17 protein-coding genes and 1 riboswitch are annotated in these 25328 nt (G+C 74.0%); of the genes, 13 read left to right on the top strand and 4 right to left on the bottom strand.

The window, feature by feature from the left end:
- Positions 1-25: 25 nt before the first annotated feature.
- Positions 26-1018 (bottom strand): aminotransferase class IV, encoded by a 993-nt coding sequence (locus tag WMF20_RS02115; protein WP_437610250.1) that lies wholly within the window; start codon positions 1016-1018, stop codon positions 26-28.
- A gap of 14 nt (positions 1019-1032) precedes the next feature.
- Positions 1033-12252 carry a tetratricopeptide repeat protein gene (locus WMF20_RS02110; RefSeq protein WP_437610248.1) on the bottom strand — a complete coding sequence of 3740 codons (11220 nt, stop codon included), beginning with the start codon at positions 12250-12252 and terminating at the stop codon, positions 1033-1035.
- Between the two features lie 234 nt (positions 12253-12486).
- Here WMF20_RS02110 and WMF20_RS02105 point away from each other — a divergent pair, with 234 nt between their 5' ends.
- Positions 12487-13377 (top strand): 3-hydroxyacyl-CoA dehydrogenase family protein, encoded by an 891-nt coding sequence (locus tag WMF20_RS02105; RefSeq protein ID WP_129572785.1) that lies wholly within the window; start codon positions 12487-12489, stop codon positions 13375-13377.
- A 323-nt stretch (positions 13378-13700) separates the two neighbouring features.
- Here WMF20_RS02105 and WMF20_RS02100 read toward each other — a convergent pair whose 3' ends face one another.
- Both WMF20_RS02100 and WMF20_RS02095 read right to left on the bottom strand, forming a co-directional pair.
- Positions 13701-14306, bottom strand: a complete 606-nt coding sequence (locus tag WMF20_RS02100) for a nucleotidyl transferase AbiEii/AbiGii toxin family protein (RefSeq protein ID WP_437610245.1) — start codon at positions 14304-14306, stop codon at positions 13701-13703.
- Positions 14303-14605, bottom strand: a complete 303-nt coding sequence (locus tag WMF20_RS02095; protein ID WP_437610243.1) for a DUF6922 domain-containing protein — start codon at positions 14603-14605, stop codon at positions 14303-14305. Before WMF20_RS02095 ends, WMF20_RS02100 begins: the two co-directional genes overlap by 4 nt.
- A 100-nt stretch (positions 14606-14705) precedes the next feature.
- Between WMF20_RS02095 and WMF20_RS02090 the strand changes: the two genes are divergently transcribed.
- The 12 genes from WMF20_RS02090 (at position 14706) to WMF20_RS02035 (ending at position 25322) form a co-directional block, all read left to right on the top strand.
- Positions 14706-15533: an enoyl-CoA hydratase/isomerase family protein gene (locus tag WMF20_RS02090; RefSeq protein WP_437610241.1), complete on the top strand. Its 828-nt coding sequence runs from the start codon at positions 14706-14708 to the stop codon at positions 15531-15533.
- Positions 15534-16802: 1269 nt separating this feature from the next.
- Positions 16803-17006, top strand: a riboswitch (cobalamin riboswitch).
- A 134-nt stretch (positions 17007-17140) separates the two neighbouring features.
- Complete coding sequence (locus WMF20_RS02085; protein ID WP_437617261.1) at positions 17141-17818, top strand: energy-coupling factor ABC transporter permease; 678 nt, start codon at positions 17141-17143, stop codon at positions 17816-17818.
- Complete coding sequence (locus WMF20_RS02080; protein WP_237244940.1) at positions 17815-18171, top strand: hypothetical protein; 357 nt, start codon at positions 17815-17817, stop codon at positions 18169-18171. The genes WMF20_RS02085 and WMF20_RS02080 overlap by 4 nt, the downstream gene beginning before the upstream one ends.
- Entirely contained in the window at positions 18161-18910 is a 750-nt protein-coding gene (locus tag WMF20_RS02075; protein ID WP_437610239.1) for a CbiQ family ECF transporter T component, read from the top strand. The genes WMF20_RS02080 and WMF20_RS02075 overlap by 11 nt, the downstream gene beginning before the upstream one ends.
- Positions 18907-19743: an energy-coupling factor ABC transporter ATP-binding protein gene (locus WMF20_RS02070; RefSeq protein ID WP_437610237.1), complete on the top strand. Its 837-nt coding sequence runs from the start codon at positions 18907-18909 to the stop codon at positions 19741-19743. The genes WMF20_RS02075 and WMF20_RS02070 overlap by 4 nt, the downstream gene beginning before the upstream one ends.
- Complete coding sequence (locus tag WMF20_RS02065; protein WP_437610235.1) at positions 19719-20906, top strand: CbiX/SirB N-terminal domain-containing protein; 1188 nt, start codon at positions 19719-19721, stop codon at positions 20904-20906. Before WMF20_RS02070 ends, WMF20_RS02065 begins: the two co-directional genes overlap by 25 nt.
- 134 nt (positions 20907-21040) lie before the next feature.
- Positions 21041-21757, top strand: a complete 717-nt coding sequence (locus tag WMF20_RS02060) for a TetR family transcriptional regulator (RefSeq protein ID WP_437610233.1) — start codon at positions 21041-21043, stop codon at positions 21755-21757.
- A complete protein-coding gene (locus tag WMF20_RS02055; RefSeq protein WP_437610231.1) occupies positions 21754-22491 on the top strand; it encodes an ABC transporter ATP-binding protein in 738 nt (245 codons plus the stop codon). The genes WMF20_RS02060 and WMF20_RS02055 overlap by 4 nt, the downstream gene beginning before the upstream one ends.
- Complete coding sequence (locus tag WMF20_RS02050; RefSeq protein ID WP_129572778.1) at positions 22488-23255, top strand: hypothetical protein; 768 nt, start codon at positions 22488-22490, stop codon at positions 23253-23255. The genes WMF20_RS02055 and WMF20_RS02050 overlap by 4 nt, the downstream gene beginning before the upstream one ends.
- Entirely contained in the window at positions 23252-24058 is an 807-nt protein-coding gene (locus WMF20_RS02045) for a hypothetical protein (protein ID WP_437610229.1), read from the top strand. The genes WMF20_RS02050 and WMF20_RS02045 overlap by 4 nt, the downstream gene beginning before the upstream one ends.
- Before the next feature lie 102 nt (positions 24059-24160).
- The gene (locus WMF20_RS02040; RefSeq protein WP_437610227.1) at positions 24161-24535 is read left to right on the top strand and encodes a DUF3209 family protein; all 375 of its coding nucleotides are present in this window, start codon (positions 24161-24163) and stop codon (positions 24533-24535) included.
- Between the two features lie 43 nt (positions 24536-24578).
- Positions 24579-25322: an FAD-dependent oxidoreductase gene (locus WMF20_RS02035; protein ID WP_437610225.1), complete on the top strand. Its 744-nt coding sequence runs from the start codon at positions 24579-24581 to the stop codon at positions 25320-25322.
- Positions 25323-25328 lie beyond the last annotated feature (6 nt).

Raw genomic sequence — 25328 nt, 5'->3', positions numbered from 1 at the left:
ACGCGGTCCGGCCGGCCGCCGCGGCTCAGGGCGCCTCCCACGGGAGAGGCGCCTCACCGAGACCCACCTTCTTGCGGAATGCGGCGTGCAGCGCCCGGGTCTTCGGCCCGGGGACGCCCGCGCCGATGGCGTGCCCGTCCACGCGCACGACCGGAACGATCTCGCGGAGGCTCGAGGTGATGAACGCCTCTTCCGCAGCGAGGAGGCGGGCCATCGTGACCGGCTCGCAGCACACGGGGATGCCGAGCTCGCCCGCGACGTCGATGACGTTGGCCCGGGTGATGCCGACGAGGATCCCGGCCTCCCTGGGCGGCGTGATCAAGAGGTGCCCCGCGTGCTCCGCGCCCTCGTGCGCGGGCGGCCGCCGCTCCACCAGGAAGACGTTGGACGTCGTGCCCTCGACGACGTGGCCGGACGGGTCGAGGATCAGCGCCTCGTGGGCCCCGGCGGCCCGCGCCTCGCGCAGGGCGAGGAGGCTCTCGAGGTAGTTCGAGACCTTGGCGCCCGGCGCCGCGTCGCCGGCCCGCTGGGTGGGGGTCGTGATGGCCGAGATCCCGTCGCGGTAGAGCGCGCCCGGCAGCGGCTTGAGCGGCTCGACGACGATGACGCGGAGGGGCGCGCCCGCGAGCGCGGGATCGAGCCCGAGCGGGCCGCTGCCGCGGGTCAGCATCACGCGGACGTAGCTCTCGAGCGGCGCGGCTGCGCCCGCCGTCCCCGCCGAGCCCGCGGCGCCAGCCGAGCCCGCCGCCGCTCCGGCGCCCTCCGCCGCGGTCGCGGCCCGGAGCAGCGCGCGCACCTCGCGGCCGAGCTCGTCGCGGGGGATCGGCAGCGCGATCGCGATCCGCTCGGCCGAGCGCTCCAGGCGGGCGAGGTGCTCCTCGAGCGCGAACGGCTCGCCGCCGTAGGTGCGGATGGTCTCGAAGACGCTGTCGCCGTAGAGGAAGCCGCGGTCGTAGACCGAGACCTTGGCCTCCTCCGGCCGATGGATGACACCGTCGATGCTGACAAGCCGCGTCACACGGCGAGATTACGTCACTTCTTGAGCTGCGCCAGGAGCTCCTTCGCCGGGGCGAAGTCCTTCTCGTTGTCGAGGGCGCGCTCCAGCATCTGGATCGCCTTCTTGTCGTCGTTCTGACGGTGGCTGATCACGCCGAGGTAATAGAAGACCTCGCCCTTGCTGATCGGCGCGCCCTCGTCGAGCTTCTGGAGGAGCAGCGCGCGGAAGGTCTTCTGCGCGCGGTCGATGTGCGCCGCCTTCGCCGCGTCGTCGCCCGACTCCGACAGCTCCAGCGCCAGCACGCCGAGGTCGCGGAGGATGGCGATCGAGCCCGGGTCGATCTTGAAGGCGGTGTCGAGCTCGGCGAGCGCGCGCTCCCGCTGCCCCTCGGCCAGGTAGGCCTTGGCGAGGCGGTGGTGGATCGCGGCGAGATCCTTCGAGCGGCGGCCGCCGTAGGACTCGACGATCTGCTGGAGCGCCTCGGCGGCCTTCTGGCCGCGGCCCGAGGCGCTGTACGCGTCGCACAGCGCGAGCAGGAGCTCGCGATCGCCCGGCACGAGCTCCGTGGCCTTGACCAGGAGGTCGGCCGCGCGGCCGGGGTCGCTCCGCTTCGTCAGGTGGATGCCCGCCGCCTTGCGGTAGAGCGCCACCTTCTCGGCCGGCTGCGCCGCCGTCTCCGCGTCGCCGGTGATGAGATCGGCGAGCTCGGTGAAGGCCTGCTGCTTCTCGTACAGGGCGAGGAGCTGCTTGCGGATGTCCTGCGCCGACGCGTCCGCCGCGAGGCCCCGCTCGAGCACGCGCCGGACCGCGCCCTCGTCGCCGAGGGACCGGTGCAGATCCGCGAGCCGGAGCGACGTGCTCACCGCCTCGGGGCCGCTCGCGTCCTCGAGGATCACCTCGAGCCGCTGCGCCGCCTCGGCCTTCTCCCCGCGCTGCTCGTGCAGGCGCGCCAGCGCGAGGAGCGCGCCGGGGTGGCGCGGCTCGCGCTCGAGGACCGCGCGGTAGGTCTCGATCGCCCGGGCCGTGTCGTTCAGCCGGGCCTCGTAGACCTCGCCGAGGCGGACGCTGTACGAGAGCTCCGCCGCGACGTCGCCGCGGTCCCTCGCGCGCTCGATCTGCGTGACGAACAGATCCGACAGCTCCTGATCGCGGCCGGTCTTCTCGAGCAGCTGCGCGAGCAGGACCGTCGCCTTCTCGTTGTCGGGCTGCTCGTCGAGGACCGCGCGCAGGTGCTCGGTCGCCTCGCTCACGGCGTCGAGCCGCGAGAGGCAGATCTCCGCGCTCTCGAGCCGCAGCGCCGAGCGGGCCTCGGGGGACTCGGCCAGGTCGGTGAGCCGCTCGAGGAGCGCGAGCAGCTCCTTGTGCTTGCCGGCCTTCGCGTAGAGCTCGCGCAGCGCGGTCGCGGCGCGCGCGTCGCCCGGATCCGCCTCGAACAGCGTCTCGTAGAGCTCGATCGCCGCCGCGTCGTCGCCGAGCTTCTCGCGCGCGACCGCCGCGGCGGCGTGCCGCGCGTCGCGGATGCGATCGGCCTCGGCGTAGAGCTCGGACTGGCGCACCAGCAGCCGGAAGACCTCCTTGTGGTCGCCCGCCTCCTCGCGCACCTTCGTGAGCTCGGCGAGCGCCCACGTGTCGCCCTCGTCCGCGGCGATCATCTCGCGCAGGATCGCCTCGACGAGCTCCCGGTCGGAGAGCGCGCGCTCCGCCAGCTCCTTCGCCTCGCGGCGGAGCTCGGCCGCGGTCCCCTCCAAGCCGTCGAGGGCCGCGATCCGGCGGAGCGTGCCGATGAGGTCGCGCTCGCGCCCGGGGGCCCGCTGCAGCTCCTCGATCGACCGCAGGATGTGCTCGCTCGTGGGATCGTGCGTGAGCGCCGCCTCGTACGCCGCCTCGGCGGCCTTGGCGTCGCCCACCTTGTTCTTCTGCCACTCGGCGATGCGCATCCAGAGGTCGCGCGCCGTGTCGACGTCGAGGTCGGCCCCGGCCCGCACCGCCCGCTCCAGCGCGGCCGCGGCGCTCGCCCAGCCGCCCGTCAGCGGGGCGAGGCGCTCGATCTCGCCGAGCACGTCCGGGTCCGACGGGTCGTCGGCGAGCGCCTTCTCGAGGGTCTCCAGCGCCGCCCGCGGGTCGTTCGAGCGCACCTCGAGCACCTTGGCGAGGTCGAGGCGCATCCGGATCCGCTCCACGCCGGTCGGCGCGAAGCGGATGCGCTTCTCGTAGAGGCGCGCCAGCGCGGCGTTGTCGCCCCGCGTGCGGTAGACGCCCTCGAGCGCCTCGGCCGCCTCGTCGAAGAGCGCCGGGTCCTCGGTGAGCGCCTCGAGCGCGGCGCTCGCCCGCTCGTGATCGACCGCGCGATCGAGCGCCTGCCGCAGGGTGTTCAGCCCCTGGGCCTTGTCGCCGAACGACTCGATCTGGATCACCGCGAGCCGGTAGAAGAGATCCGCCTGGTCGCGATCGCCGCTCGTCACCGCGACGCGCCGCTCGAGCACGTCCGCGAGCGCCTTCTCGTCGCCGAGGCGGCCGTAGAGCCGATCGAGCGCCTCGAGGAGCTCCGGCGTGTCGCCGGCGTGCTCGACGGCCTTGGCGTAGGCCTGGGCGCTGCGCCGGTCGTCCTTGAGCTTCTCCTCGGCGATGCGGCCGATCCGGAGGCACAGGTCCTTCGCGATCGTCGCGTCGAAGGTCGACGCGGCCCGCTGCGCGAGCGCGTCGCAGTAGCGGCCGAAGCCGTCGGTGCGCTCCGCGAGCCGCTCGATCTCGCCGTGCAGCGACGCGTCGTCCGGCGCGTCCTCCAGGGCGCGGAGAAGCGCCTGCTCCGCCTCGAGCGGCCGCCCGAGCTGCACGTCCTGCACCGCCGCGATCGCCCGCAGCGTCTCGGCCCGGTCGGACGGCTCGGTCTGCGCGCGCAGGCGCAGCTCGAGCGCGGCCGCGAGCTCCTCGTGGCGGCCGGCCGCGCGGAGGACGGGCTCGAGCACCTGGGCCGCGTCGAGGCGCAGCTCCTCGCGGCCCTCGCCGATGGCCCGGACCGCCCGGATGGCGTGATCGTTCGCCGGATCCTCGTCGAGGACGAGCCGGTACTGCTCGATCGCGTCGCTCGGGCTCTCGAGCTCCCGCGCGTAGAGGTCGCCGATCGCCGTCCGCAGCTTGACGCGCGCGTCCCGGTCCGCGGCGGCGCTCGCCTGGAGCATGAGGTTCGACAGGAGCTCGTCCCACATCCGCTCGGCCCGGTAGAGCCGCTCGAGCGAGGAGAGCACCGCCGGGTCGCCCGGCTTCGCCTCGAGCGCCGCGGTGAGCGCCGTGATCGCGTCGCGCGGGCTCGAGAGGTCCTTCTCGTAGCGCTCGGCGGCGCGGACGTTGAGGTCGTAGCGCAGCTCCTCCTCGTCGGGGCCCGCGAGCTCGACGCGGCGGCCGTAGAGCTCCACCAGCCGGCGCGCGGCGCCGCGGGGCTCGTGCAGCTCGATGAGCGCGTCGATCGTCATCGCGCTCTCGGGGTCGAGCTCGAGCGCCCGCTCGTACGCCTGGATGGCGCCCTCGGTGTCCTCGAGCATCTCGAGCTTGGTCTCGGCGATGCGCCGGCAGATCGAGGCGTTCTCCTCGTCCGACGCCATCTCGCTCTTCTTCTCGAGGACGGCGATCAGCGTGTCCCAGTCGCTGAGCAGCACGGCCAGGGTGTCCATCTGCTCGAGCGGCTCGGGGTCGCTCGGGTCGAGCGCGGACAGGCGCGCGTAGGCGCGGAGCGCCCGGCGCGGGTCGTCGATGCGCGTGTCGTAGACCTTGGCCAGCGACGAGAGCAGCTCGCGCTTCGTGAGCTCGTCGGACGTGATGGTCACGCCCTGCTCGAGGCTCTCCGCGAGCTCCTCCCAGGCGCCGAGCTGCTCGGCGAGCCGCTCGAGCTCGCCGCGCGTCTCGCCGTCGTCCGGATCGAGGCCGAACGCCGTCCGGATCGCGTCGAAGGCGCGCAGCTCGTCGCTCCCCCGCGTCTCCCAGAGCTTCGCCGTCTCGCGCAGCACGGCGACCTTGTCGCGCGCGTCCGAGGCGAGGCCGAACCGCTCCTCGTTGAGCCGGATGAGCTGCCGCCAGTCGTCCGCCCCCTCGTAGAGCGGCCGCAGGATCTCGACGATCCGCGCCTTGTGCTGCGGGTCCTGGATCAGCGCCTCGAGCGCCCGGATCGCCTCGGCGTGCGTCGGCACCTCGCCGACGATCGCCTCGAGCTGATCGATCGCGCCCGCGGTGTCCTCGAGGCGCGTGCGGAGCAGCTCCGCCAGCGCGAGCCGGTAGGGCGCCGCCCGCTCGCCGTCCGGCGCCGCCTCGGCGCGGCGCAGGTAGAGGTCGGCGAGGTCGCGCGGCCGGTCGAGCTCGCGGTAGAGCTCGGTCAGCGCGTCGAGCGCCCGGGCGTCGTCCTCGTCGACGTCGAGCGCCGCGCGGTACGTCTCGATCGCGAGCGCGGGCTCGCGGAGCTCCGTCCGCTCCAGGCGCGCGATCGTGTGCAGGGCGTCGAGCCGGTCCTCGTCCTTCCGGTAGTCGAGCGCCGCGCGGTAGAGCTGGATGCGCTCGGCGTGGCGGCCCTCCTTGATGAGCAGCCCGTCGATCGCGTCGAACAGCTCGCGCGAGTCCGGCTCGAACTCGTGCGCGCGCCGGTACCACTTCAGCGCGTCGGCCACGTCGCCGAGCTCGGCGTAGAGCTCGCCGGTGCGCCGGCTGAGCTTCGCGCTCGACGCGTCGTCCGAGGTGAGCTCGCCGAGCTCCGCCGCGTAGATCTCCGCGAGCCGCCGCTCGGCGCTCGCCACCTTGGCGAGCCGCTCGAGCTCCGCCCAGACCCCCTCGTCGGTGAGGTCCTCGTGGAGGAGCTTCGCCACCGTCTCCAGGGCCGCGCGGTAATCCTCGAGCTGCTCCTCGTGCAGCGTCGCGAGCCGCTGCAGGAGGTCGCGGCGCTCGACCGGGTCCTGGCTCGCGGCGAGGCGCGCCTCGAGCGCGACCCGCACCCGGTTCCAGTCCGCCCGGCGCAGGTACACCGGCTCGAGCATCTCGCCGGCGCGCGCCCGGTGCTCGGCCTCGGCCGAGCCCGCGAGGATCGTCTCGAGCAGCGAGACGGCGCCCTCGTGCGCCGGATCGATGAGCAGCGCCTCGGAGAGCTCGTCGAACGCGCGCTGCAGGTCCTCGGTGTGCCGGTGCGCGACGAGCGCGATCTTGACGTGCAGCTCGGCGAGATCGCCGGCGCGCACGTCGAGCTGCCGCTCGTAGAGCCGGATGAGGTCCTGGAAGCGCTCCGCCTCGCGGTAGAGGCTGTCGAGCGCCGCGATCGCGTCCGGGTGGAGCGCGATGTCGAGGATCGTCTCGTAGGTCGCGATCGCGCCCGCCTGGTCCCCGAGCGGGCCCCGCTCGAGCTCGGCGATCCGGAAGAGCAGCCCCGTCTTCTCCTCGTCGCTCTCGGCGTTCTCGACCCGGAGCTTCAGGATCTCGAGCAGCCGCCCGGCGTCGTTCGCCTCGCCGTAGAGCTCCTCCAGCGCGATCATCGCCCGCCGGTCGTCGCCGTGGGCCTCGAGCGCCTTCTTGTACTGCTCGACCGCGAGCTCGCGGTTGTCGAGCTTGTGCCGCGCGAGCTCGCCGACCCGGAGCCGGACGTTCTGCTGCACGTCGCCGTCGAGGATGTCCGGCGCGATGCGCTGGAACAGCTCGCACACCTCGGCCCAGCGCCCGGTGGCCTCGCCCAGCCGCTCGACCGTCTCGATCCAGGTCGTCACGTCGGGCTCGCCCGCCGCCTCCCGCACGCCGCGGAGCGCGTAGCCGAACGCCCGCGACGTGTCGCCGAGCGGCCCCTCGGCCGTGCGGAGCGCCTTCTGCAGCGTGGCGAGCCGCTCGCTCGGCAGATCCGAGGTCTCGACCTTGATCTCGAGGACCCGGAGGAGGCGCTCGGCGTCGCCGTCCGCCTCGTAGAGCGGCTCGAGCGTCTCGGCCGCGTCCCGGCGCGCGTCGTCCCGCTCGAGCATCGCCTCGAGCGCCGCGCGGCAGCGCGCGTTCGACGGGTCGAGCGAGAGCGCCTGGCGGTACGCCTCGAGCGCCCCCGTCGCGTCGGCCTGGTGCAGCCGCCGCACGTCGCCGAGCCGCGCGAGCAGGTCGAGCCGGGCCGGCGTCTCCACCGCGAGCGACAGGTCCGTCTCCAGCGTCTCGGCGAGGTCGACCCAGCGCTCGTCGAGCTCGTAGAGCGCCTCGAGGGCCGCGAGGGTCGAGCGCTCGGGCCCGAACTCGTCGAGCACCGCGCGCCACGCGTTGATCGCCTCGGGCACGTCGGCGAGCCGCTGCGCGAGCGTCTCGGCCGCCTTGGTCATGGCGCGCCGCCGCTCCTCCGGGTCGTTGGTCGACTGCTCCCGCGCCCGGAGCACGGAGACGAGCTCGCGCCACTGCGACGTCCGCTCGTAGAGCCGCTCGAGCGCCGCGAGCGCCGCCGCGTCGGCGCTGTCGTCGCCGAGCCGCGCCTGCCACGCCTCGATCGCCTTGGCCGGGTCGTCGAGCACCGTCTCGTACAGCGTGCCGATGCGCTCGTAGAGCGACCGCCGCGTGTCGGCGTCCTCCTCGAGGCGCACCTCGATCGCGAGCACGCCCGCGAGCGCCTGGTGCTCCTCCTTCGCCGCGTAGATGCGGCCGAGCGCCTGCGCCGCCGGGATCACCAGCGAGGGGTCGGTCGGATCGATGGAGAGCACGCGCCGGTAGACCTTCTCGGCCCGGTCGGCGTCGCCGAGGAGATCCTCGCAGATCCTCGCGACTTCCATGAGGATCTCGCCGCGGATGGAGGCGGCCCCGCACGCGTCGGCGGCCGCCGTGAGCACCTCGGCCACCTGCTCGTGCTCGCCGAGGCGCCGGCCGATCTCGATGAGCCGCTCGCGCGCCGCGAGGTCCTCCGGCTCGAGCGGCAGGAGCTCCGACAGGCTGGCGAACGCGCCGGCGTCGTCCTTGAGCCGCTCGTCCTGGAGCACGCTCACGCGTCGGAGCAGCTCGCGCCGCTCCGACTCGGTCTCCGCGCCCTGGCGCCGGATCTCGAGGACCCGCACGAGCTGCCGGATCTCGTCCCGCGCCTCGTACACCGCCTCGAGCACGCGCGCCGCCCGGAGCCGGAGCGCCCCGATGTCGAGCAGCCGCTCGACGAGCTCGCGCGCCTTCGGGTCGTTCTGCCGGATCCGGAGCACGTCCTCGAGGTGCCCGAGCGACCCCTCCGGCTCGTGCAGCCGGTCGAGGTAGATGCTGCCGAGCGACAGCTTGATCTCCACGCTCTCGGACTCGATCGCCGTCTTCAGGCGCTGCTCGAGGAGCGCCGCGAGGTCGCGGAAGCGCCCCTCGCGCTCGTAGAGCTTCTCCAGCGAGTCGAGCGCCGCCGTGTAGAACGGATCGAGCTCGAGGATGCGCTCGTAGTAGCCGATGGCCTTGGCGGCGTCGCCGATGATCTCCTCGGCGATCAGCGCCACCTCGTTGAGCAGCTCGATGCGCTCGCGCTGGTCGGTCGTGCCCTTGGCGGCGCGGTCGTAGAGCTCCTCGAGCTCGCCCCAGCGCTCGGCCGCGGTCAGGATCTGCTTCAGCCGCTCGAAGGCGCGGTGGTTGTTCGGGTCGAGGCTCAGCACCCGCTCCAGGTAGGGCTTCGCGCCCTCCGGGTCGCCGAGCTGCTCGTCGTGCAGGCTCGCCGCGCGCTCGCAGAGCTCGACCTCCACGGCGCTGCCGAGCACCTTGTCGCCCTCGGTGCGCCCCGCGACGAGGTGCACGCGGTAGGCCTCCGCGAGATCGGTCGGGCGGCCGGCGCGGCGCGACAGCTCCGCGGCGCGGTCCCAGAGCTCGATGTCGTCCGAGAACTCGTGCAGCGCCCGGAGCAGCGCGTCGAACGCCGTCCCCGCCGCGTGCAGCTTCGTCTCCTCGACGTTCGCGAGCGTGAGGTAGAGCTCCCGCCGGCGCTCCGGGTCGCGCTCCGCCTCGAGGATCACCCGCAGGGCCATGGCCTCGCGCCGGTGGTTGCCCGTCTCGGCGTACTCGACGGCGAGCACCCTCGCCGCGCGCACGCGCGTCTCCGGGCGCTCGACGAGCCGCGAGAGCACGGCGATCGCGTCCGGGTCGTGCGCGGTCAGATCGAGCGCGCGCACCGACGCCTCGAACGCGTCCGTGGGCCGATCGAGCCGGTCGAGGTAGAGCGTCGCGAGCTCGATCTCGCGCCGCGCCCGCTCGTCGCCCTCGCTGACGTCGCGGTGCGTGGCCACGATCTCGGCCGCCGCCTCGTACTCGCCCGCGGCGTTCAGGAGCCGCGAGAGCACCCGGAGCGCGTTGATGCGACCGGGCGCGAGCGCGATGACCTTGCGCAGGAGCTCGATCGCCTTCGCCGGGTCGCCGAAGACCTCCTCCTCGAGCGTCGCCCACTCCTCGAGGATCTCGGCGCGATCCTCGCCCCCGACCTGGCTCGCCCGGAGGTCGAACAGCCACCTCAGATCGGCCTGCCGCTCGTTCGCGCGGAGGAGCGCGTCGAGCGCCCTCACCGTGGCGTCGTCGGACGGATCGTCCTCGACGAGGCCGCGGTAGACGGTCACCGCCTCGTCGAGCTTGCCCATCTCGCGCGCGTAGACCTCGGCGAGCTTCAGCCGGAGCGTGCGCTGGACGTCGGTCGTGAGGTCCGTCGCCGTCCGGAGCCGGCCCTCGACCGCCTCGACGAACGGCCCCCAGGAGCCCGCCGCCCGCGACCAGGCCTCGAGCAGGTCGAGCCCCTCCTCGTCGGGCTTGAGCTCGTAGGCGCGGCGCGCGTAGCCGAGCGCGCTCGCCTTGTCCGAGAGCGGGCCGCCCGTCACCGCCGCGAGCTTGCGCAGCATGCCGACCTGGGCCTCGGCGTCGTCGGTCGCGTCGAGGAGGATCTCGTAGAGCGCCGGCAGCCGGGCCCACTTCTCCTCCTCCTCGTAGATCGGCACGAGCGCCGCCGCGGCGCGCGCGTCCTTCGGCGAGACGCTGAGCACGCGCTCGTACGAGCGCGCGGCGCGCTCGGGCGCCTTGAGCTGCTCCTCGAAGATCCGCGCCGCGCGGAAGGAGATGTCGAGCTTCGTGGTGGGGTCGGTCGCCTTGTCCGCCGCGCCCGAGAGGAAGTCGACGAGGCCCTCCCAGTCGTTCTGCGAGGCGTAGAGCTCCTCGAGCCCGTCCCAGTCGCCCGCGGCGAAGTACGCGTCGCGCAGGACGCGGAGCGCGCGCGCGTGCCCCGGCGAGAGCGTGAGCACCCGCCGCCACGTCCGCGCCGCCTGGGCCGGGTCCTTGAGGCGCTCGGCGTACACGGCCCCGAGCTTCTGCAGCGAGACGAGCCGCGCGGCGTCGTCGGCGGCGAGGTCGACGCGCCGCTCGAGCACCTCGGCGACCGTGGCGAAGTCCTTCTCGCGCTCGGCCTGCTTCTCCAGCGCGTCGAGCACCCCGGGGGCGCTCGGGTCGAGCTCGAGGATCCGCTTCTGGAGCGCGATCGCGTCGGCGCCGCGATCGAGCCGCTCGGCCGCGAGCTTGGCCATCTCGCCGAGGAGCTCGATCTTCGCGGGGCCCTCGGCGCTCTCGAGCTTGCGCTCGTAGAGCGAGTAGAGCTGCGGCCAGGCGCGCCGCTTCAGGTAGAGCTCGCGGAGCTTCTGCTGCGCCTCCTCGTCGATCGGCTCGACGGTGAGCAGCGCCTCGTACGCCGCGATGGCGTTCTGCACGTTCGAGAACTGGTCGAACCAGCGCCGCGCGACCGCGCGGTAGAGCCCCGCCTTCTCGGCGCGGCTCTCGGTCAGCTCGGCGAGGCGCTGCTGGTACGAGAGCAGGTCGCGCCAGCGGCCGAGCGCCTCGTAGATGCGGGTGAGCTCCCGCACGGCGTCCACGTCCTTGTCGTCGAGCTGGACGATCTGGGTGAGGACCGTGACGAGCGCCGCGTCGTTCTTGGCGCGGTCGCGGTAGATCCCGGCGATCTCGCGGAGCACGGCGACCCTGCCGGCGACGTCGTCGGCGGGCGTGCGCTCGAGGTCCTGCCGGTAGAGCTCGACGAGGGCGTTGTACCCCTCGGTCTGCAGGTAGAGGCGCTTCAGGGCGTCGCGCGCCTGGCGGTTCTCCGGATCGGTCCGGAGCACGGACTTGTACTGCTCGATCGCCTTGGCGGCGTTCTCCTGCGACTCGGCGAGCCGCGCGAGCTCGGTGGCGATGGCGCGCTTCTCGGGGCCGTCGGGCAGGGCGCGCTGCGCGTCCGTGAGGATGGTCGTGAGCCGCGGCTTGTCGCCGCGCTGCTCCAGGACCTCGCGGTAGAAGTTGAGCATCCCGGCGTGCGCCGCTTCGGCGCGCCGCACGCGGTCGAAATAGGGCTCGGCCGCCTGGGGCTGGCCGCGCATGCGCCAGTGGACCATGGCGATCTGCACGAGCATGCCGAGCTCCTCGCCCGGCTTCACGCCGCCGCTGCGGAGCTGGTCCTCGTAGAGCGCGACGAGGCGATCCCAGTCGCCCGCGGCGGAGTACGCCTCGGCCAGGAACGAGAGCGCCTCGGGCTGGCCGGGCGAGAGGTCGAGCACCTCCTCGTAGGCCGCGACCGCGCGGGCCGGGTCATCGAGGTGGGTCTTGATGGTGCGCGCCGCGCGGAGGCCCGCCGCGATGCGGTCCTCCTTGGCCTGGGCCTCGGCCTTGACGAGCGACTGGACGCGGACGACGGCGTCCCAGTCGCCCGCGGCGGCGAAGGCGATCTCCGCGAGGTTGGCGGCGCGGCGGTTCTTCGGGTCGAGCTTGAGGGCGAGATCGATGAGCTCGGTCACCTTCTCGCCGAGCTCGGCCCGGCCGTAGCGGTAGCCGATGTCGGCCGCGCTCGTGGTGAGCGCGCTCTTGAAGGCGCCGTCGGTGGCGGCCTCGGCCTCGGCCACGTAGCGGTCCACGAGGTCGCGCCACCGCTCGCGCTTCGAGGCGTCGGTCTCGAGGGCCTCGGCGGCGGCGTCGTCGTCGGGGCGCAGCTCGAGCAGCCGCTTGTAGGCGGCCACCGCGCGGTCCACGTCGATGAGCTCCTCGTGGTAGACGCGGGCGAGCTCCGCCTGCATCGCGCCCTCGACCGGGCTGCCGGCGGCGAGCGCGATCTCCAGCTCGAGCAGGCGGGCGACCGCCTGCCACTCGCGCCGCTGCTCGTGCCGCGCGCGGGCCGCGCCGAGCAGGCGCTCGACGTCCCCGGCGCCCGCGCCGTTGTTCGGAGCGGTCACGGCCTCCGCGAGCTCGTTCCAGGCCGCCTCGTTTTCGGGCTCATCCTGCAGGCGCCCAAGGGCCATCCGAATCGTCTCAACGCTCATCGTCTCTCCGCGGACCTCGCGAGATCGGTCCGGTCCGTTCACGGGCCGGGCGAAGATAGCCGGGCGGCCGACACGGTTTCAAGGTTCCTGGCCCCCGCGGGTCGGGAAGCGCGGGCGGAGCTTTCGCGTGCTTCTGCTGCGGGGACGGCCAGCGGGCGGGCCGTCGGCATGGGCGGTTCACCGCGCCCTCGGCTTCGGGTATCAACCGCGGCCATGGAAGCTACGACGATCAAGCGCTTCGGGGTGATCGGCGCGGGCCAGATGGGGCGAGGCATCGCCCAGGTCGCCGCGGCCGCGGGCCTCGAGGTGGTCCTGTGCGACGTCTCGAGGGCGCTGGCGGAGTCGGGCAAGGCCCAGATCGCCGCCATCCTCGCGAAGCAGGTGGAGAAGGGCAAGATGGCCGCGGAGGCGCGGGAGGCGCTCCTCGGCCGCGTGGCGGTCGCGGACGGCATCGCCGGCCTGTCGGGGGTCGACCTGGCCGTGGAGGCGGTGACCGAGAGCTTCGAGGTGAAGAGCGGGATCTTCAAGCTCGCGGACGCGGCGATGCCGAAGGGGGCGATCCTGGCGTCGAACACGTCGTCGATCTCGATCACGCGGCTCGCGGCGGTGACCGGCCGGCCTGAGCTGGTCATCGGGATGCACTTCATGAACCCGGTGCCGCTGATGAAGCTGGTCGAGCTCGTCCGTGGGGTGCAGACGTCGGACGCGACGTACGAGGCCGTCCGGGCGCTCGCGGTGGGGCTCGGCAAGACGGTGATCACCTCGAAGGACCAGCCGGGGTTCATCGTGAACCGGATGCTGATCCCGTTCCTGAACGAGGCGTGCTTCGCGCTCCAGGAGGGGCTGTCCACGCCGGAGGACATCGACGCGGGGGCGCGGCTCGGGCTGAACCACCCGATGGGGCCGCTGGAGCTCGCGGACCTGATCGGGCTGGACACGGTGCTCTCGATCGCGGAGGTGCTGCACCGGGAGTTCGGGGACTCGAAGTACCGGGCGCCCACGCTGCTGCGGAACCTGGTGGCGGCAGGGTGGTACGGGAAGAAGAGCGGGCGGGGGTTCTACGTGTACGACGAGAAGGGGCAGAAGACGGGGCGGGCGGTGTAGCGGAGGAGGGGGCGCGGCTGCGACGGAGCCAGCGGAGGAGGGGGTGCCGCGCGGGGGGCCGGCGGGGGCCCCTCCCACAAACTCGCGCCTTTTGGGGGGCTATTGCCGTGGGAATGGGTGGGTCGGTCCCGGAGGGCGGCGCGAGGAGCACGCCGGCGCTCGGGTTTGTGGGGCCCTACCCCGCCGGCCCCCCGCGCGGCACCCCCTCCTCCGCTGGCTCTCTCCAGGCGGGACGGGGGTGGATGGCGGGGCTGCGCTGCGGTCGGGAAGACGGCCTGTCTGCGCGACTCCCCCCGATAGCGCGCAGGTTCACGGCTGGGTCGTCACGTCGCACGCACCCAGGCGATGAGATCGGACCGGATCTGCGTCCACCGCTCCTCTGTCATCCCGCCCGGCATCGGCTCCGCCTCGGCATCGACGAAATACGCCAGGCTGCGCACCACATGGCCCACATCCTCGGCTGCATATTTCCGCGCGTACGCCTCGAGCGCCTGCCCCACGTTGCGCCCTCGTGACGTGAGCAGCGCGTGGAAATCCCAGAAATCCCTGCGCGCCCCGCGGCCCGCAATCGCCGACAGCTTCATGCATTCCAGATCATCGAGCGATGCGACCGGGAGGGGGATCCCGGGCAGCGGCTCGGGCGCTCCCAGCAACGGATAACCATACCGCAGGATGCTCGCCGGGACCCCTTCTACCTCCAGGTACAAAGTCCCTTCCGCACGCGTCAGGACCCGGATCGTCGGATCGACGAGCGCCGGCACCCATCTCGCCGGATCGGACTCGGCAGTGAACAGATCGAGATCGCGCGATTGCCGATGATGAAGCCGAAGCGCCACGGCGACCCCGCCGGCGAGGTAGGTCGACGGATCGACGGCGCGCGCCAGCACCTCCAGCGCCTTGCGCTGAGCGCTGGAGAGGACCTCGTTCATCGCCCTGTCCACGCCGGCCGCGCTCCCCCCCGCGGGACCGGCAGCTCGATGCCGGCGATGACCGCCCAGTAGGCAAGCTCCCGCGGTGCAAGCCGCTGCCCCTTCCGTCGCAAGAAGTCGGCGAGCGCCTCCACCGAGTACGCCTGCCTCAGCCAGCGCATCGCCGCCCATCCGCCCCGGCTCATCACCCGCTCCATGACGTAGTCTCGATGCCGCTCCAGATCGACGCCGTCCGGGTCCGTGTCCCAGAACAGGCGCGTGACCTCCGCTGGAAATCGCTCGCTCGTCGGCTCAGCCACGGGCTCAGCATAGCAGGCCCAGGCGGTCACGAAATGACCCCCTCTCCCCGGCGCGCGGCGCGCGCTTCCCCCCGGCGCGGCGCGCTGCTAACCACCGGTCATGACCGCTCAAGAACAGCAGCCGGGGGTCCCTGCTCGCGGTGCCCTCCAGTTTGTCGCCGTCGAGCGCGCGGGCCACGTCGCCACCGTGACCATCCAGCGGCCCGACAAGCTCAACGCCCTGAACCCCGCCGTCCTCGGCGAGCTCACCGCGGCCTTCCACGACCTCCTCGCGCCCGCCGAGGGCAACGAGGTGCGCGCGGCCGTGCTCACCGGCGCCGGCAAGGCGTTCGTCGCCGGCGCCGATATCGCGGAGATGGCCGCCATGAACAGCATCGCCGCGAAGCGGTTCGCCGAGGCAGGCCACCGCCTCGCCGACCTCATCGAGACCGCGCCGTTCCCCGTGATCGCCGCGGTCAACGGCTTCGCGCTGGGCGGGGGCTGCGAGCTCGCCCTCGCCTGCGACTTCATCTACGCCGCGGAAGGCGCCAAGCTCGGCCAGCCCGAGGTGAACCTGGGCGTGATCCCCGGGTTCGGCGGCACCCAGCGGCTGCTGCGGCGGGTCGGCCCCGGCCGCGCACGCGAGCTCATCTACTCAGGCGACATGATCACCGCCGAGCAGGCGCTCTCGATCGGCCTCGTCAACGCCGTCTTCCCGGCGGCCGAGCTCCTCGCCCGCGCCCGCGAGACCGCCCTCAAGATCGCCTCGCGCGGGCCGCTCGCCGTCGCCGCCGCCAAGCGCGTCATCCTGCGCGGCGAGAGCCTCGACCTCACCGCCGCCAACGAGCTGGAAGCCCAGGCCTTCGCCGCGCTCTTCGGCAGCGAGGACCAACAGCTCGGAATGAAAGCGTTCCTGGCGAAATCGCAGGCCACGTTCACAGGAAAGTGAGTTTCCGAACAGCGCGCCAGAAGACCCAAAAAAAGACCGCGTGTCATGCTGGAGGGGGGCCAGACATGACCGCGGTAGGGAAACCGCAGCGGCGCGGAGAACGTCCGCTGCGGTGCTCGAGATAGCCCGCACGCGCTCCGGGCCGGGGGGGGAAACCGCGCCGGTGCGCATGCGGTGCTCGGAGTGTGGCACCCGGAAGCAGGTTGTCGATAACAAAGTGCAACCGATGCACGCGGATGAGCGGATTGCTCCCAGCACGATGACAGCCAGGAGACGGCGCAGCGCGCACACCGCCGATTCCCGCGAATGCGCGTTCGAGCCGGGCATACCCGCGCGGGAGCAGCGTCCGGCGGAGTCGCTCGCCGCACGCTCGAAAAGAGAGCACGAGAGCCCGCCCCGTCACGTCAGGCTCCGCGACGAAGCGAGCCAGACACGGAACACTTGCTCACAAGTAAAGAGCCAGGACGAACAAAGCACACTGCGGCGAGAAAATCACCGGAACGTGCGCCGCACGCGCGGGGCGGCGCACGCTCCGAGCGGGCCCCGGGGGCGAGCGGCGATCCCAGGACGAGCAAGTAAAGAGACTTTAACTACAGAAACACATCGCTTGCAGCTTTTTCGAGGAAGCTTGTCCGCGTGCGTCTCGGTCAATTTCGCGGACTCCACGTTGCGCGCGGAGGACGCGAACGCGCATCGCGCTGCCTGTCGGCGCGACAGGGCGGCGCCACGCGCGCAGGACACCACGGCAGCGGCGGACCGGCCGCTCGCAATGGCGCGAGGGCGGGCGCGGGACAGCGCGGGCCCCCGCCGCGCCGGACCTCCGGACGCCGGGAGCGCTCCGCGGACCGCGGCGGGCTGGACGGCACGCGGCGGCAGCCCGCGCGCGCGGTTCGTCACGGAGCTCGGTCCGGCGTGAGGTGCGCCCGCGCGGACCGCGGAGACAGCCGCCGCGAGCGCACCCGCGCGCGCCGCGAGACGGCCGCCGCGAGCGCACCCGCGCGCGCCGCGAGACGGCCGCCGCGAGCGCACCCGCGCGCGCCGCGAGACGGCCGCCGCGAGCGCACCCGCGCGCGCCGCGAGACGGCCGCCGCGAGCGCACCCGCGCGCGCCGCGAGACGGCCGCCGCGAGCGCACCCGCGCGCGCCGCGAGACGGCCGCCGCGAACGCGCCCGCGCGCCTCGGGGCAGCCCCGCGAGGCGAGCGCCTGCCCCGCGGCCGCGGCGCGACGTCCTTGACGCCGGGCGCGAAACGGGACTACCGAGCATCCATCTGACAATCCACACCTCGGGTGCCCTCTGGGCATAACAGGGAAGCCGGTGCGAAACCGGCGCGGTACCGCCACCGTGAGTGGGGAGCCGCCTCCAAAGACCACTGGGCCTCTGAAGAGGCCTGGGAAGGTGGACGCGGCGCTGGGAGCCCGAAAGGCTCCCTGAACCCATGAGCCGGGAGACCTACCCGAGCTCCCCACGAGGTGCAGCTTGCGCACGTCTTCGTGGCGTTCGGGTGCGGACTTCACCCGGAGCGCCGAAATCGGTCTTCACGGCCGCGCTATATCCATCGCCGCCGTGCTCTTCGCGACGCTGCTCGCGCCCCGGCCCGCGGCCGCGATGCACCTCGCGGAGGGCGTCCTGCCGCTCGGCTGGTGCGCGGTCTGGAACGCGCTCGCCCTGCCCTTCGTCGCCGTCGCCCTCCACCTGCTCCGGCGCCGCACCCGGAACGACGCCTTCTACAAGCCGTTCGTCGGCCTCATCGCCGCCGCCGTCTTCGCGATCTCGTGCATGCCCGTGCCGGTGCCGACCGCAGGGACCTGCTCCCACCCGTGCGGCACCGGGCTCGCCGCGGTGCTCATCGGCCCCTGGATGACCGTCCTCGTCACCGTGGTGGCGCTCCTCATCCAGGCCCTCTTCCTCGCCCACGGCGGGCTCACCACGCTCGGCGCCGACGTCGCGTCGATGGGCATCGCGGGCGCGTTCACCGGATATCTCGTCTTCCGGCTCGCGCGGCGCTGCGGCGCGAGCCTCTGGGTCGCGGGGTTCCTGGCCGGCGTGACGTCCGACTGGGCCACGTACGCGACCACGGCGCTCGAGCTCGCGCTCGGGCTCGCGGGCGACGGGTCGGTGGGATCCATGTTCACCGGCGTCGCCCTCGCCTTCGTCCCCACCCAGCTGCCGCTCGGCCTGCTCGAGGGCGCCATGACCGCGGGAGCGCTCGTCTTCCTGCGCGCCCGGCGGCCCGACATCCTCGAGCGGCTCCAGGTCGTCCCGCTCCCCGCGGGGGCGTCGTGACGCGGCGGGCCGCGCACCGCGCGCTGCCGGCGCTCGCGGGGGGCGCGCGCGCCGCGGCGCTGCGGCTCGCCGCCGCGCTCCCGGCCGCCGCCGCGCTCTGCCTCGCCGCGTGCGGCAACGCCTCGTGGGACGGGATCGACGAGGCCGTCGTCCGTCGCGTGGCCGAGGACGCCGGCCGCCACGACACGGGGCCGCTGTTCGCGGGCCTCGAGGGCGACCTCCTGCTCTTCGCGTTCCTCTGGGCAGGGCTCCTCTCCGGCTTCGCCCTCGGCTACTTCTCGCGCGTGCTCTTCGTGGAGCGCGCCGGCCAGCCCGCCGGCAAGCCCGGCGGCGACGGGCTCCGTGCGGATTGATCCCCCCGCGCGGCTCCGCGACGTGGATCCCCGGCTCCGCCTCGGGGCCGCCGTGGCCGCGTGCTGCGTCGCCGCGGGCGCGCGCTCGCCCTGGACGCCGGCCGCGCTGCTCGCCGTCGCGTGCGCGGCCCTCGCCCTCCAGGGCATGAGCGCGGGCGCCATCCTCCGCGCCTTCGCGCCCGCCGCGTGGCTCGGAGGGCTCGCCGCGGCCCTCGCGCTCGCGCTCACCCCGGGCGCGCCGCTCCTCGCGGGCGCGCCGTTCCCGCTCGACGCGATCGCGCGCGACGGGGCCCGCCGCGCCGCGGCCATCGCCGCGCGCGTCCTCGCGGCCGCCGCGGTGCTCCGGTGGCTCTCGAGCGCCGCCGCGCCCGCCGAGATCGAGGCGGCCCTCGCCGGGCTCGGCGCGCCCGCGGCCCTGGTCGAGCTGCTCGCGCTCGCGCGGCGCTTCGCCGGCGTGCTCCAGCGCGCCGCCGACAGCGCGTGGAGCGCCGCCGCGCTCCGCGGCGGGTTCGCGCGCCCGGGCGCCGCCGCGCGCTCGGCCGGCGCCGTCGCGGGCGTCGTGGCGCTCCGCACCCTGGAGCGCTCCGAGCACGCCGCCGTCGCCATGCAGCTCCGCGGCTACCGGGGGGAGCTCCCCGTCGCCGACCGCCGGCCGAGCGCGCCCGCCGCGAACCTCGCGTTCGCCGCCCTCGCCCTCGCGGCCCTCGGCCTCAGCGTCGCCGCCGGAGCGGCGGGATGAGCGCGATCGCCCTCCGCGCCCCCAGGGTCGGCTACCGCGGCGCCGAGCCCGCGCTGCGCGACGTGCGCCTCGACGTCGCCGAGGGCGAGTCCGTGGCGGTGCTCGGCGGCAACGGCGCCGGCAAGACCGCGCTGCTCCGGACGCTCGTCGGGCTCCTCCCCGCGCCCGGCGGCAGCGTCGAGATCGCGGGCCGCCGCGTGGGCTCGCCCTCGGACGCCGTGGCCGCGGGCGCCGCGCTCGTGCTCCAGGACCCGGACGACCAGCTGCTCGGCGCGACGCTCCTCGACGACGTCCTGTTCGGCCCGCGGAACCTGGGCCTGCCCGCGCCCGAGGCGCGGCGCCGCGCCGAGGCGGCGCTCGCGGCCGTGCAGATCGCGCACCTCGCCGGCCGCGCGATCGAGGCGCTGAGCTTCGGCGAGCGCAAGCGCGCGTGCATCGCCGGGATGCTCGCGATGCAGCCGCGCGTGCTCCTGCTCGACGAGCCGACCGCGGGGCTCGACCCGGAGGGCGAGCTCTCCCTGTGCCGGACGCTGCGCGCGCTCTCCGAGCAACAGGGCACCACGCTGGTCGCCGCGACGCACGCGGTCGACCTCGTGCCGCTCTTCGCGACGCGCGCGGTGCTGCTCGGCGACGGGCAGGTCCTCGCGGACGGGCCGCCGCGGGAGGTGTTCGCGGCCGGCGAGCTGCTCGCGCGGGCGCGGCTCCGGCGGCCGTGGGTCGCGGAGCTCTGGGCCCGGATGAGCCCGGCCGAGCCAGTCCACCCGCGCGGCCGCGCAGGGCTCCCGCTCACCCTGGAGGAGGCGCTCGCATGCATGACGAAGGGCTCCTGCTGATCGGCCACGGCAGCCGCGACGCCGCGTCGAACGCCGAGTTCGAGGCGCTCGTGGCCGATTACGGCGCGTCGCGGCCCGGGCTCGTGGTGCAGCACGGCTACATCGAGCTCGCGACGCCGTACCTCGCCGACGCGCTCGCGGCGCTCGCGGCGCGGGTGTCCCGGGTGGCGGTCGTGCCGCTGTTCCTGTTCGCGGCCGGGCACGTGAAGAACGACATCCCCCTGGCGCTCGAGCAGGCGCGGGCCGCGCACCCGGGCGTGCGCTTCTCGGCGGCGCGGCACCTCGGCGTGCACCCGGCGCTCGCGGAGGTCGCGTTCGAGCGCGCCGCGTCCGCGCTGCCGGACGACCCGGCGGCGCGCGCCCGGACGGCGCTCGTCGTGGTGGGGCGCGGGTCCAGCGACCCGGACGCGAACGGCGATTTCTGCAAGATGACGCGCCTCATCGGCGAGGGCCGGGGGCTGCTCCTGGTCGAGCCGACCTTCATCGGCGTCACGCGGCCCTCGGTCGAGGAGACGCTGGAGCGCGTCGCGCGCCAGCGGCCCGAGCGCGTCGTCGTGCTCCCCTATTTCCTCTTCGCCGGCCGGCTCATGACGAAGCTCGCCGAGCAGGTCGACCGCTTCGCGTCGACGTACCCGTGGATCCGCGCGTCGCTCGCGCCCCACCTCGGCCGGTCGAGCGCACTCTCGGGGCTGATCGACGAGCGCGCGCGCCAGGCGCTCGCCGGCGAGTCTCCCCTCCCCTGCGACACGTGCATGTACCGCACGGCCATGCCGGGGCTCGCCCGGGAGGTCGGCGGGCTCAAGGCGATGCTCTACAGCGTGCGCCACACGCTCACGCACACGCAGGCGTCGAACCACCCGCACGCCCACCGCCCGCTGCGCAAGCACGTGCTCGTCTGCGGCAACGCCGACTGCGTGGACCGCGGCAGCCTGGCGCTGCTCGAGTCGCTGCGCCGCCGCGTGAAGCAGGCCGGCCAGCAGCAGCAGATCCGCGTGACGAGGACGTCGTGCATGGGGCGCTGCGGCGAGGGGCCGACGGTCGCCGTCTACCCGGACGGCGTGTGGTACCGCGGCGTCCGCGAGGAGGACGCGAAGGACCTCGTGGAGGAGCACCTGCTCGGCGACCGGCTGGTGGCGCGGATCGTCGACGACATCATGCAGTGAGGCACGGCGCCCGGAGCCGCGCTCGAGCGTGGATCTCTGAAGCGCGGAGATAGCCCTTCCGTGGCCCCTGCCCGCGTCCCGCGCCGGGCGTCGCCCGATTTGACTCGTTTGTCCAAATGAGTCATATCAGTTCCGTGCCCGTCCGCCGCCCCGAAAAGCCCCGCGACCCTGCCCGGCGCACCAGGATCCTCGAGGCCGCCAGGCGCCTCTTCGCCGAGCGCGGCTTCAAGGGCGTGAACCTCGACGCCGTCGCCGCCGAGGCCGGCTGCGCGAAGGGCGCCCTCTACCTGGAGTTCGCCGACAAGGAGGCCCTCCTGCGCGAGGTGGTCGAGCAGGCCTTCGCCGCGATCCGCGCCCGCTTCGCCGCCGAGGTGATGGGCCTCGAGTCCCCGCTCGAGCGCCTCGTCGCGACCCTCCGCTTCGCCTACCGCCAGCAGGCCGCGGAGCCGCTCTTCGGCAAGCTCCTCCGCGAGGACCCCGACCTCCGCGCGCTCCGCCTGCAGGACGACGCCGCGAGCGCCGCCGCCGCGAAGGCGCAGGTCGCCCAGATCGCCGGCTGGGTCGACGAGGGCATCGCGCGCGGCGAGATCCGGCCCGACGTCGATCGCGACGCGATCCCCTTCGTGCTCGGCGTGCTGCGCTTCGCGCCCCAGCACCTCGGGCTGGTCACGTCGTTCGGCACCTTCGCCGGCGAGCGCGCGCTCGACGCGATCGCCGACGTCTTCCGCGCCGGCCTGGCCGCGCGCCCGGCGGCGGCCTCCACGAAGACGACCTCCACGAAGACGACCTCCACGGAGGCGACGGCCACCAAGCAGCGCGCGACCGCGTCGCGCGCGAGGAGCAAGCGATGAACCAGGCGATCGAGGTGAACGCGCTCGGCAAGCGCTTCGGGAAGGTCACGGCCGTGGACGGCGTGAGCTTCACCGTCGCGGCGGGCGAGATCTTCGGCTTCATGGGGCACAACGGCGCCGGCAAGACGACCACGCTGCGCATGCTCCTCGGCCTGACCCTGCCGACCGCGGGGTCCGCGCGCGTGCTCGGGCGCGATGTCGTCCGCGAGACGCTCGAGGTCCGACGGAGCGCGGGTTACCTGCCCGCGTCGTACGCGCTGCCCCCCGACATGACGGCGCGCGGGTTCCTCCACTATGTCGCCGCGATGTTCGCGCTGCCCCGCGGGGTCGCGGCCGCGCGCGCCGACGCCCTCTTGCGCCGCTTCGGGCTCGAGCGCGAGGCCGACCGCCCCCTGCGCGGCTTCTCCACCGGCATGGCCCAGAAGGTCGGGATCGCCCAGGCGCTGATCAACGAGCCCGCGGTGCTCCTGCTCGACGAGCCGACCTCGGGCCTCGATCCCCTCGGCCGCCACGAGCTCCTCGAGCTGCTCCGCGAGCTCGCGCGCGAGCGCGGCGTCACCGTCGTGTTCTCGTCGCACATCCTCTCCGACGTCGAGGCCCTCTGCCGGCGCGTCGCGGTGATGCACCGCTCGCGCCTCGTCGCCTGCGGCGAGGTCGAGCGCCTCAAGGACGCGCACGGCGCGCGCACCATGGACGATCTCTACCTCGCGCTCGTGCGCAGGGAGGCCGCGTGATCCGCCTCCTGTGGCTCGACTACCTGGCGACGCTCCGCGAGCGGAAGACCTGGCTCTGCGCCGCGATGCTCGCCTACGCCCTGGTCGCGATCCCCGTCGTGCTCGCGCGGCCGCCCGAGCACGTGCGCGCCGCGATGGCCGCCTGGTTCGGCGACGCCGGGCCGTTCCAGACCTTCATGTACGTGTGGATCGACCTGACGATGAACAAGGTGATCGCCTTCGTCCCCGTGGTGCTCGCGAGCGGCGTCGTGCTCCGCGAGCGCGACACCGGCGTGCTGCCGCTCCTCGCCAGCAAGCCGCTCTCGATCCCTCGCTACTTCGCGCTCCGCGCGCTGAGCGCGTGCGCGGTGATGGTGACCCTGCACGCCGCGACCCAGCTCGCCGGCGCCGTCTACTTCACGGCGCGCGTCCCCGGCTTCCGCCCCGGCCCCTTCCTCGGCGCGATGTCGCTCCACGCCTTCGCGGCCCTCTTCGCGACCGCGCTCTCCGCCGCGATCGCCGCGTGGGTGAAGCACCGCGGCGCCTCGGCGCTGATCGGGTTCGGCGCGCTCGGGGGCCTCGTGGGCCTCTCGCTCATCGGCTTCTATCAGCCCGCCTGGCGGGCCATCACCCTCGCGAACCCGATCACCCTCGGCGCCCTCGGCCTCGGGAGCCTCGACCGCCTCGGCCCCGCCGTGCTCTGCCCCCCGATGCTCGCGCTCGCCGCGCTCACCGCCCTCGCCATCGCCGTCGGCGCCGCGGGCGTCCGGAGGATGGAAGCATGACCCGGGCGACCGCCCCCGCCGCGGGCTCGCTCCGCGGCTACTTCGCGATCGAGGCGCGCCGCGCCCCGCGCCGCACCTCGATCGTCGCGGCGATCGCCGGCGTGCTCGTGGTGCTCGGCACCCACGCGCTGCTCGTGCGCGTGCCGGCCCAGGTCATCCGTTTCATGGAGCAGGCCTTCCGGATCGAGGGGATGGCCGCCGTGCTCCTGCTCAACGATCTCCTCGCCACCTATTTCATCGCCTACTTCGTCGCCCTGGCGGGCCTCGTCGACGCGACGGTCACCGCGCGAGAGGAGCATCGCCTCGAGATCCTCCTCGCCAAGCCGATCCGCGCCCGCGTCCTGCTCGCCGCGCGCACGGCGCCCTCGCTGCTCGCCGGGGCCGGCGCGGGCGTGGCGGTCGCCGCCTGTACCGCGCTCGCCGTCGCGCCCTACGTCAGGGCGAACGACATGGTCAGCGCGGCGGGCGCGCTCGGCGCCGGCCTCGCCCTCGTCGCGCTCGCGCTCGCGCTGCTCTCGGCCCTCCTGCCGCTGCTCGTCCGGATGCGCGACAGCTTCCACGCGCTCCTGGTCGCGTCGGTCGTGTGGATCGCGCCGCTCTTGCCCACGGCGGCGTTCATGTACCGGCCCGACGCGTTCGAGGCGCGCGAGGGCCTCCGCGACGCGATCGTGTTCGCGTCGCTGCTCTGGAACGACGCCACCTCGGCCTGGCTCGGGCCGGTCGCGCTGGCGGCTGCGATCCCGCTCGCCGCCCTCGCCATCGCCGGCGCGGGCGTGCTCCTCGAGCGCGCCGACGCGCGCTGAGCCCGAGGAGCGCGCCGCCCGCGCCCCTCGTTCGCGCTGGTCGCCTGCTCCTTCCCGCCCTGTTCCCTAGCTGGTAGGAGGGGCCGAACGAAGGGAGCCGACATGGCCTGTCACGAAATCGCCGCGCTTCGCCTGGGGCTCATGAACATCTTGGGTATCGACGATCCCGCCGAGCGCGCGCACGAGCTCGCCGAGCTCGGCCCCGCGGCCGAGGCGCCCGGCCCGATCTCGGCGATGCTGCGCGCCGGGGATCTCAAGAGCCTCTCGCGGCTGTTCGAGGGGTCGCTCGCGGAGCTCCAGGAGAAGGTCGCGAAGACGCCCGCGGGCGACGACAAGCTCGCCTACCTGCGCTCGCTCCTCATCCTCACGAAGCAGGTCGAGCTCGACCTCCGCGCCCAGGTCGACGGGCTCGGCCGGCTCTACCGCGAGCTCGAGGAGATGCACGACTTCGTGCACGAGATCTACCCGGCGGAGTAAGCGGAGCAGGAGCAGGAGCAGGAGCAGGAGCAGGAGCGGACCGATGGCTCAGGGCAGCGCGAAGATCAGGATCGTCCACGCCGAACCGCTCGGCCACGGGGCGCGGCTGCTCCGCGTCGAGCGCGCCGACGGCGCCGCGCTCGGCTTCGCCGGCGGGCAGTACGTGATCATCAACACCGGGGTCACCCTGCCCGGCGGCAAGCTCGCGAAGCGGGCCTACTCGCTGCTCTCCAGCGACGCCGAGCAGCGCAGCGTCGAGATCGCGGTCAAGCGCATCGGCGCCGGCCCGGGGTCGAACGTGCTCAACGACATCGCGGTGGGCGCGGAGCTCGAGTGGAGCGGCCCCTGGGGCAAGCTGCGGCTCCCGGACGGCTTCTCCGGCCGCGCGCTCGTCGTCGCCACCGACACCGGCATCACCGCCGCGCTCGGCGTCGCGCGGGGCGCGGCCGCGGCCGGCGCGGCGCAGCTCGATCTGCTCTGGCTGGTCGAGTCCGACGACTATTTCGTATCCGAGCGGTTCGTCCGGGAGCGCCTCCCCGAGCGCGCCCGCCTGACGGTCCTCGGCGGCTTCCTCCCGGTGGGCCACCCCGAGCGGCCGGCGCGCGCGTGCGCGCTCGTCGGCGACCGCGTGCAAGAGCTCGCGACCGGCCCCTACGACGCCGCGCTCTGCGTGGGCGACGGCGCCGTCATTTACCCGCTCCGCGACCGGCTTGGCGCGCTCGGCGCGCCGGAGGGCAGCGTGCTCCTCGAGAGCTTCTTCAACAACCCGCTGAAGAAGTCCGCGTAATCGTTC

Origin of the sequence: Sorangium sp. So ce834 (assembly GCF_051521425.1) — a bacterium.
Taxonomy (GTDB): domain Bacteria; phylum Myxococcota_A; class Polyangia; order Polyangiales; family Polyangiaceae; genus Sorangium; species Sorangium cellulosum_D.
The sequence above is the reverse complement of the archived record's forward strand: the minus strand, read 5'-3'. Positions and strand labels throughout refer to the sequence as shown.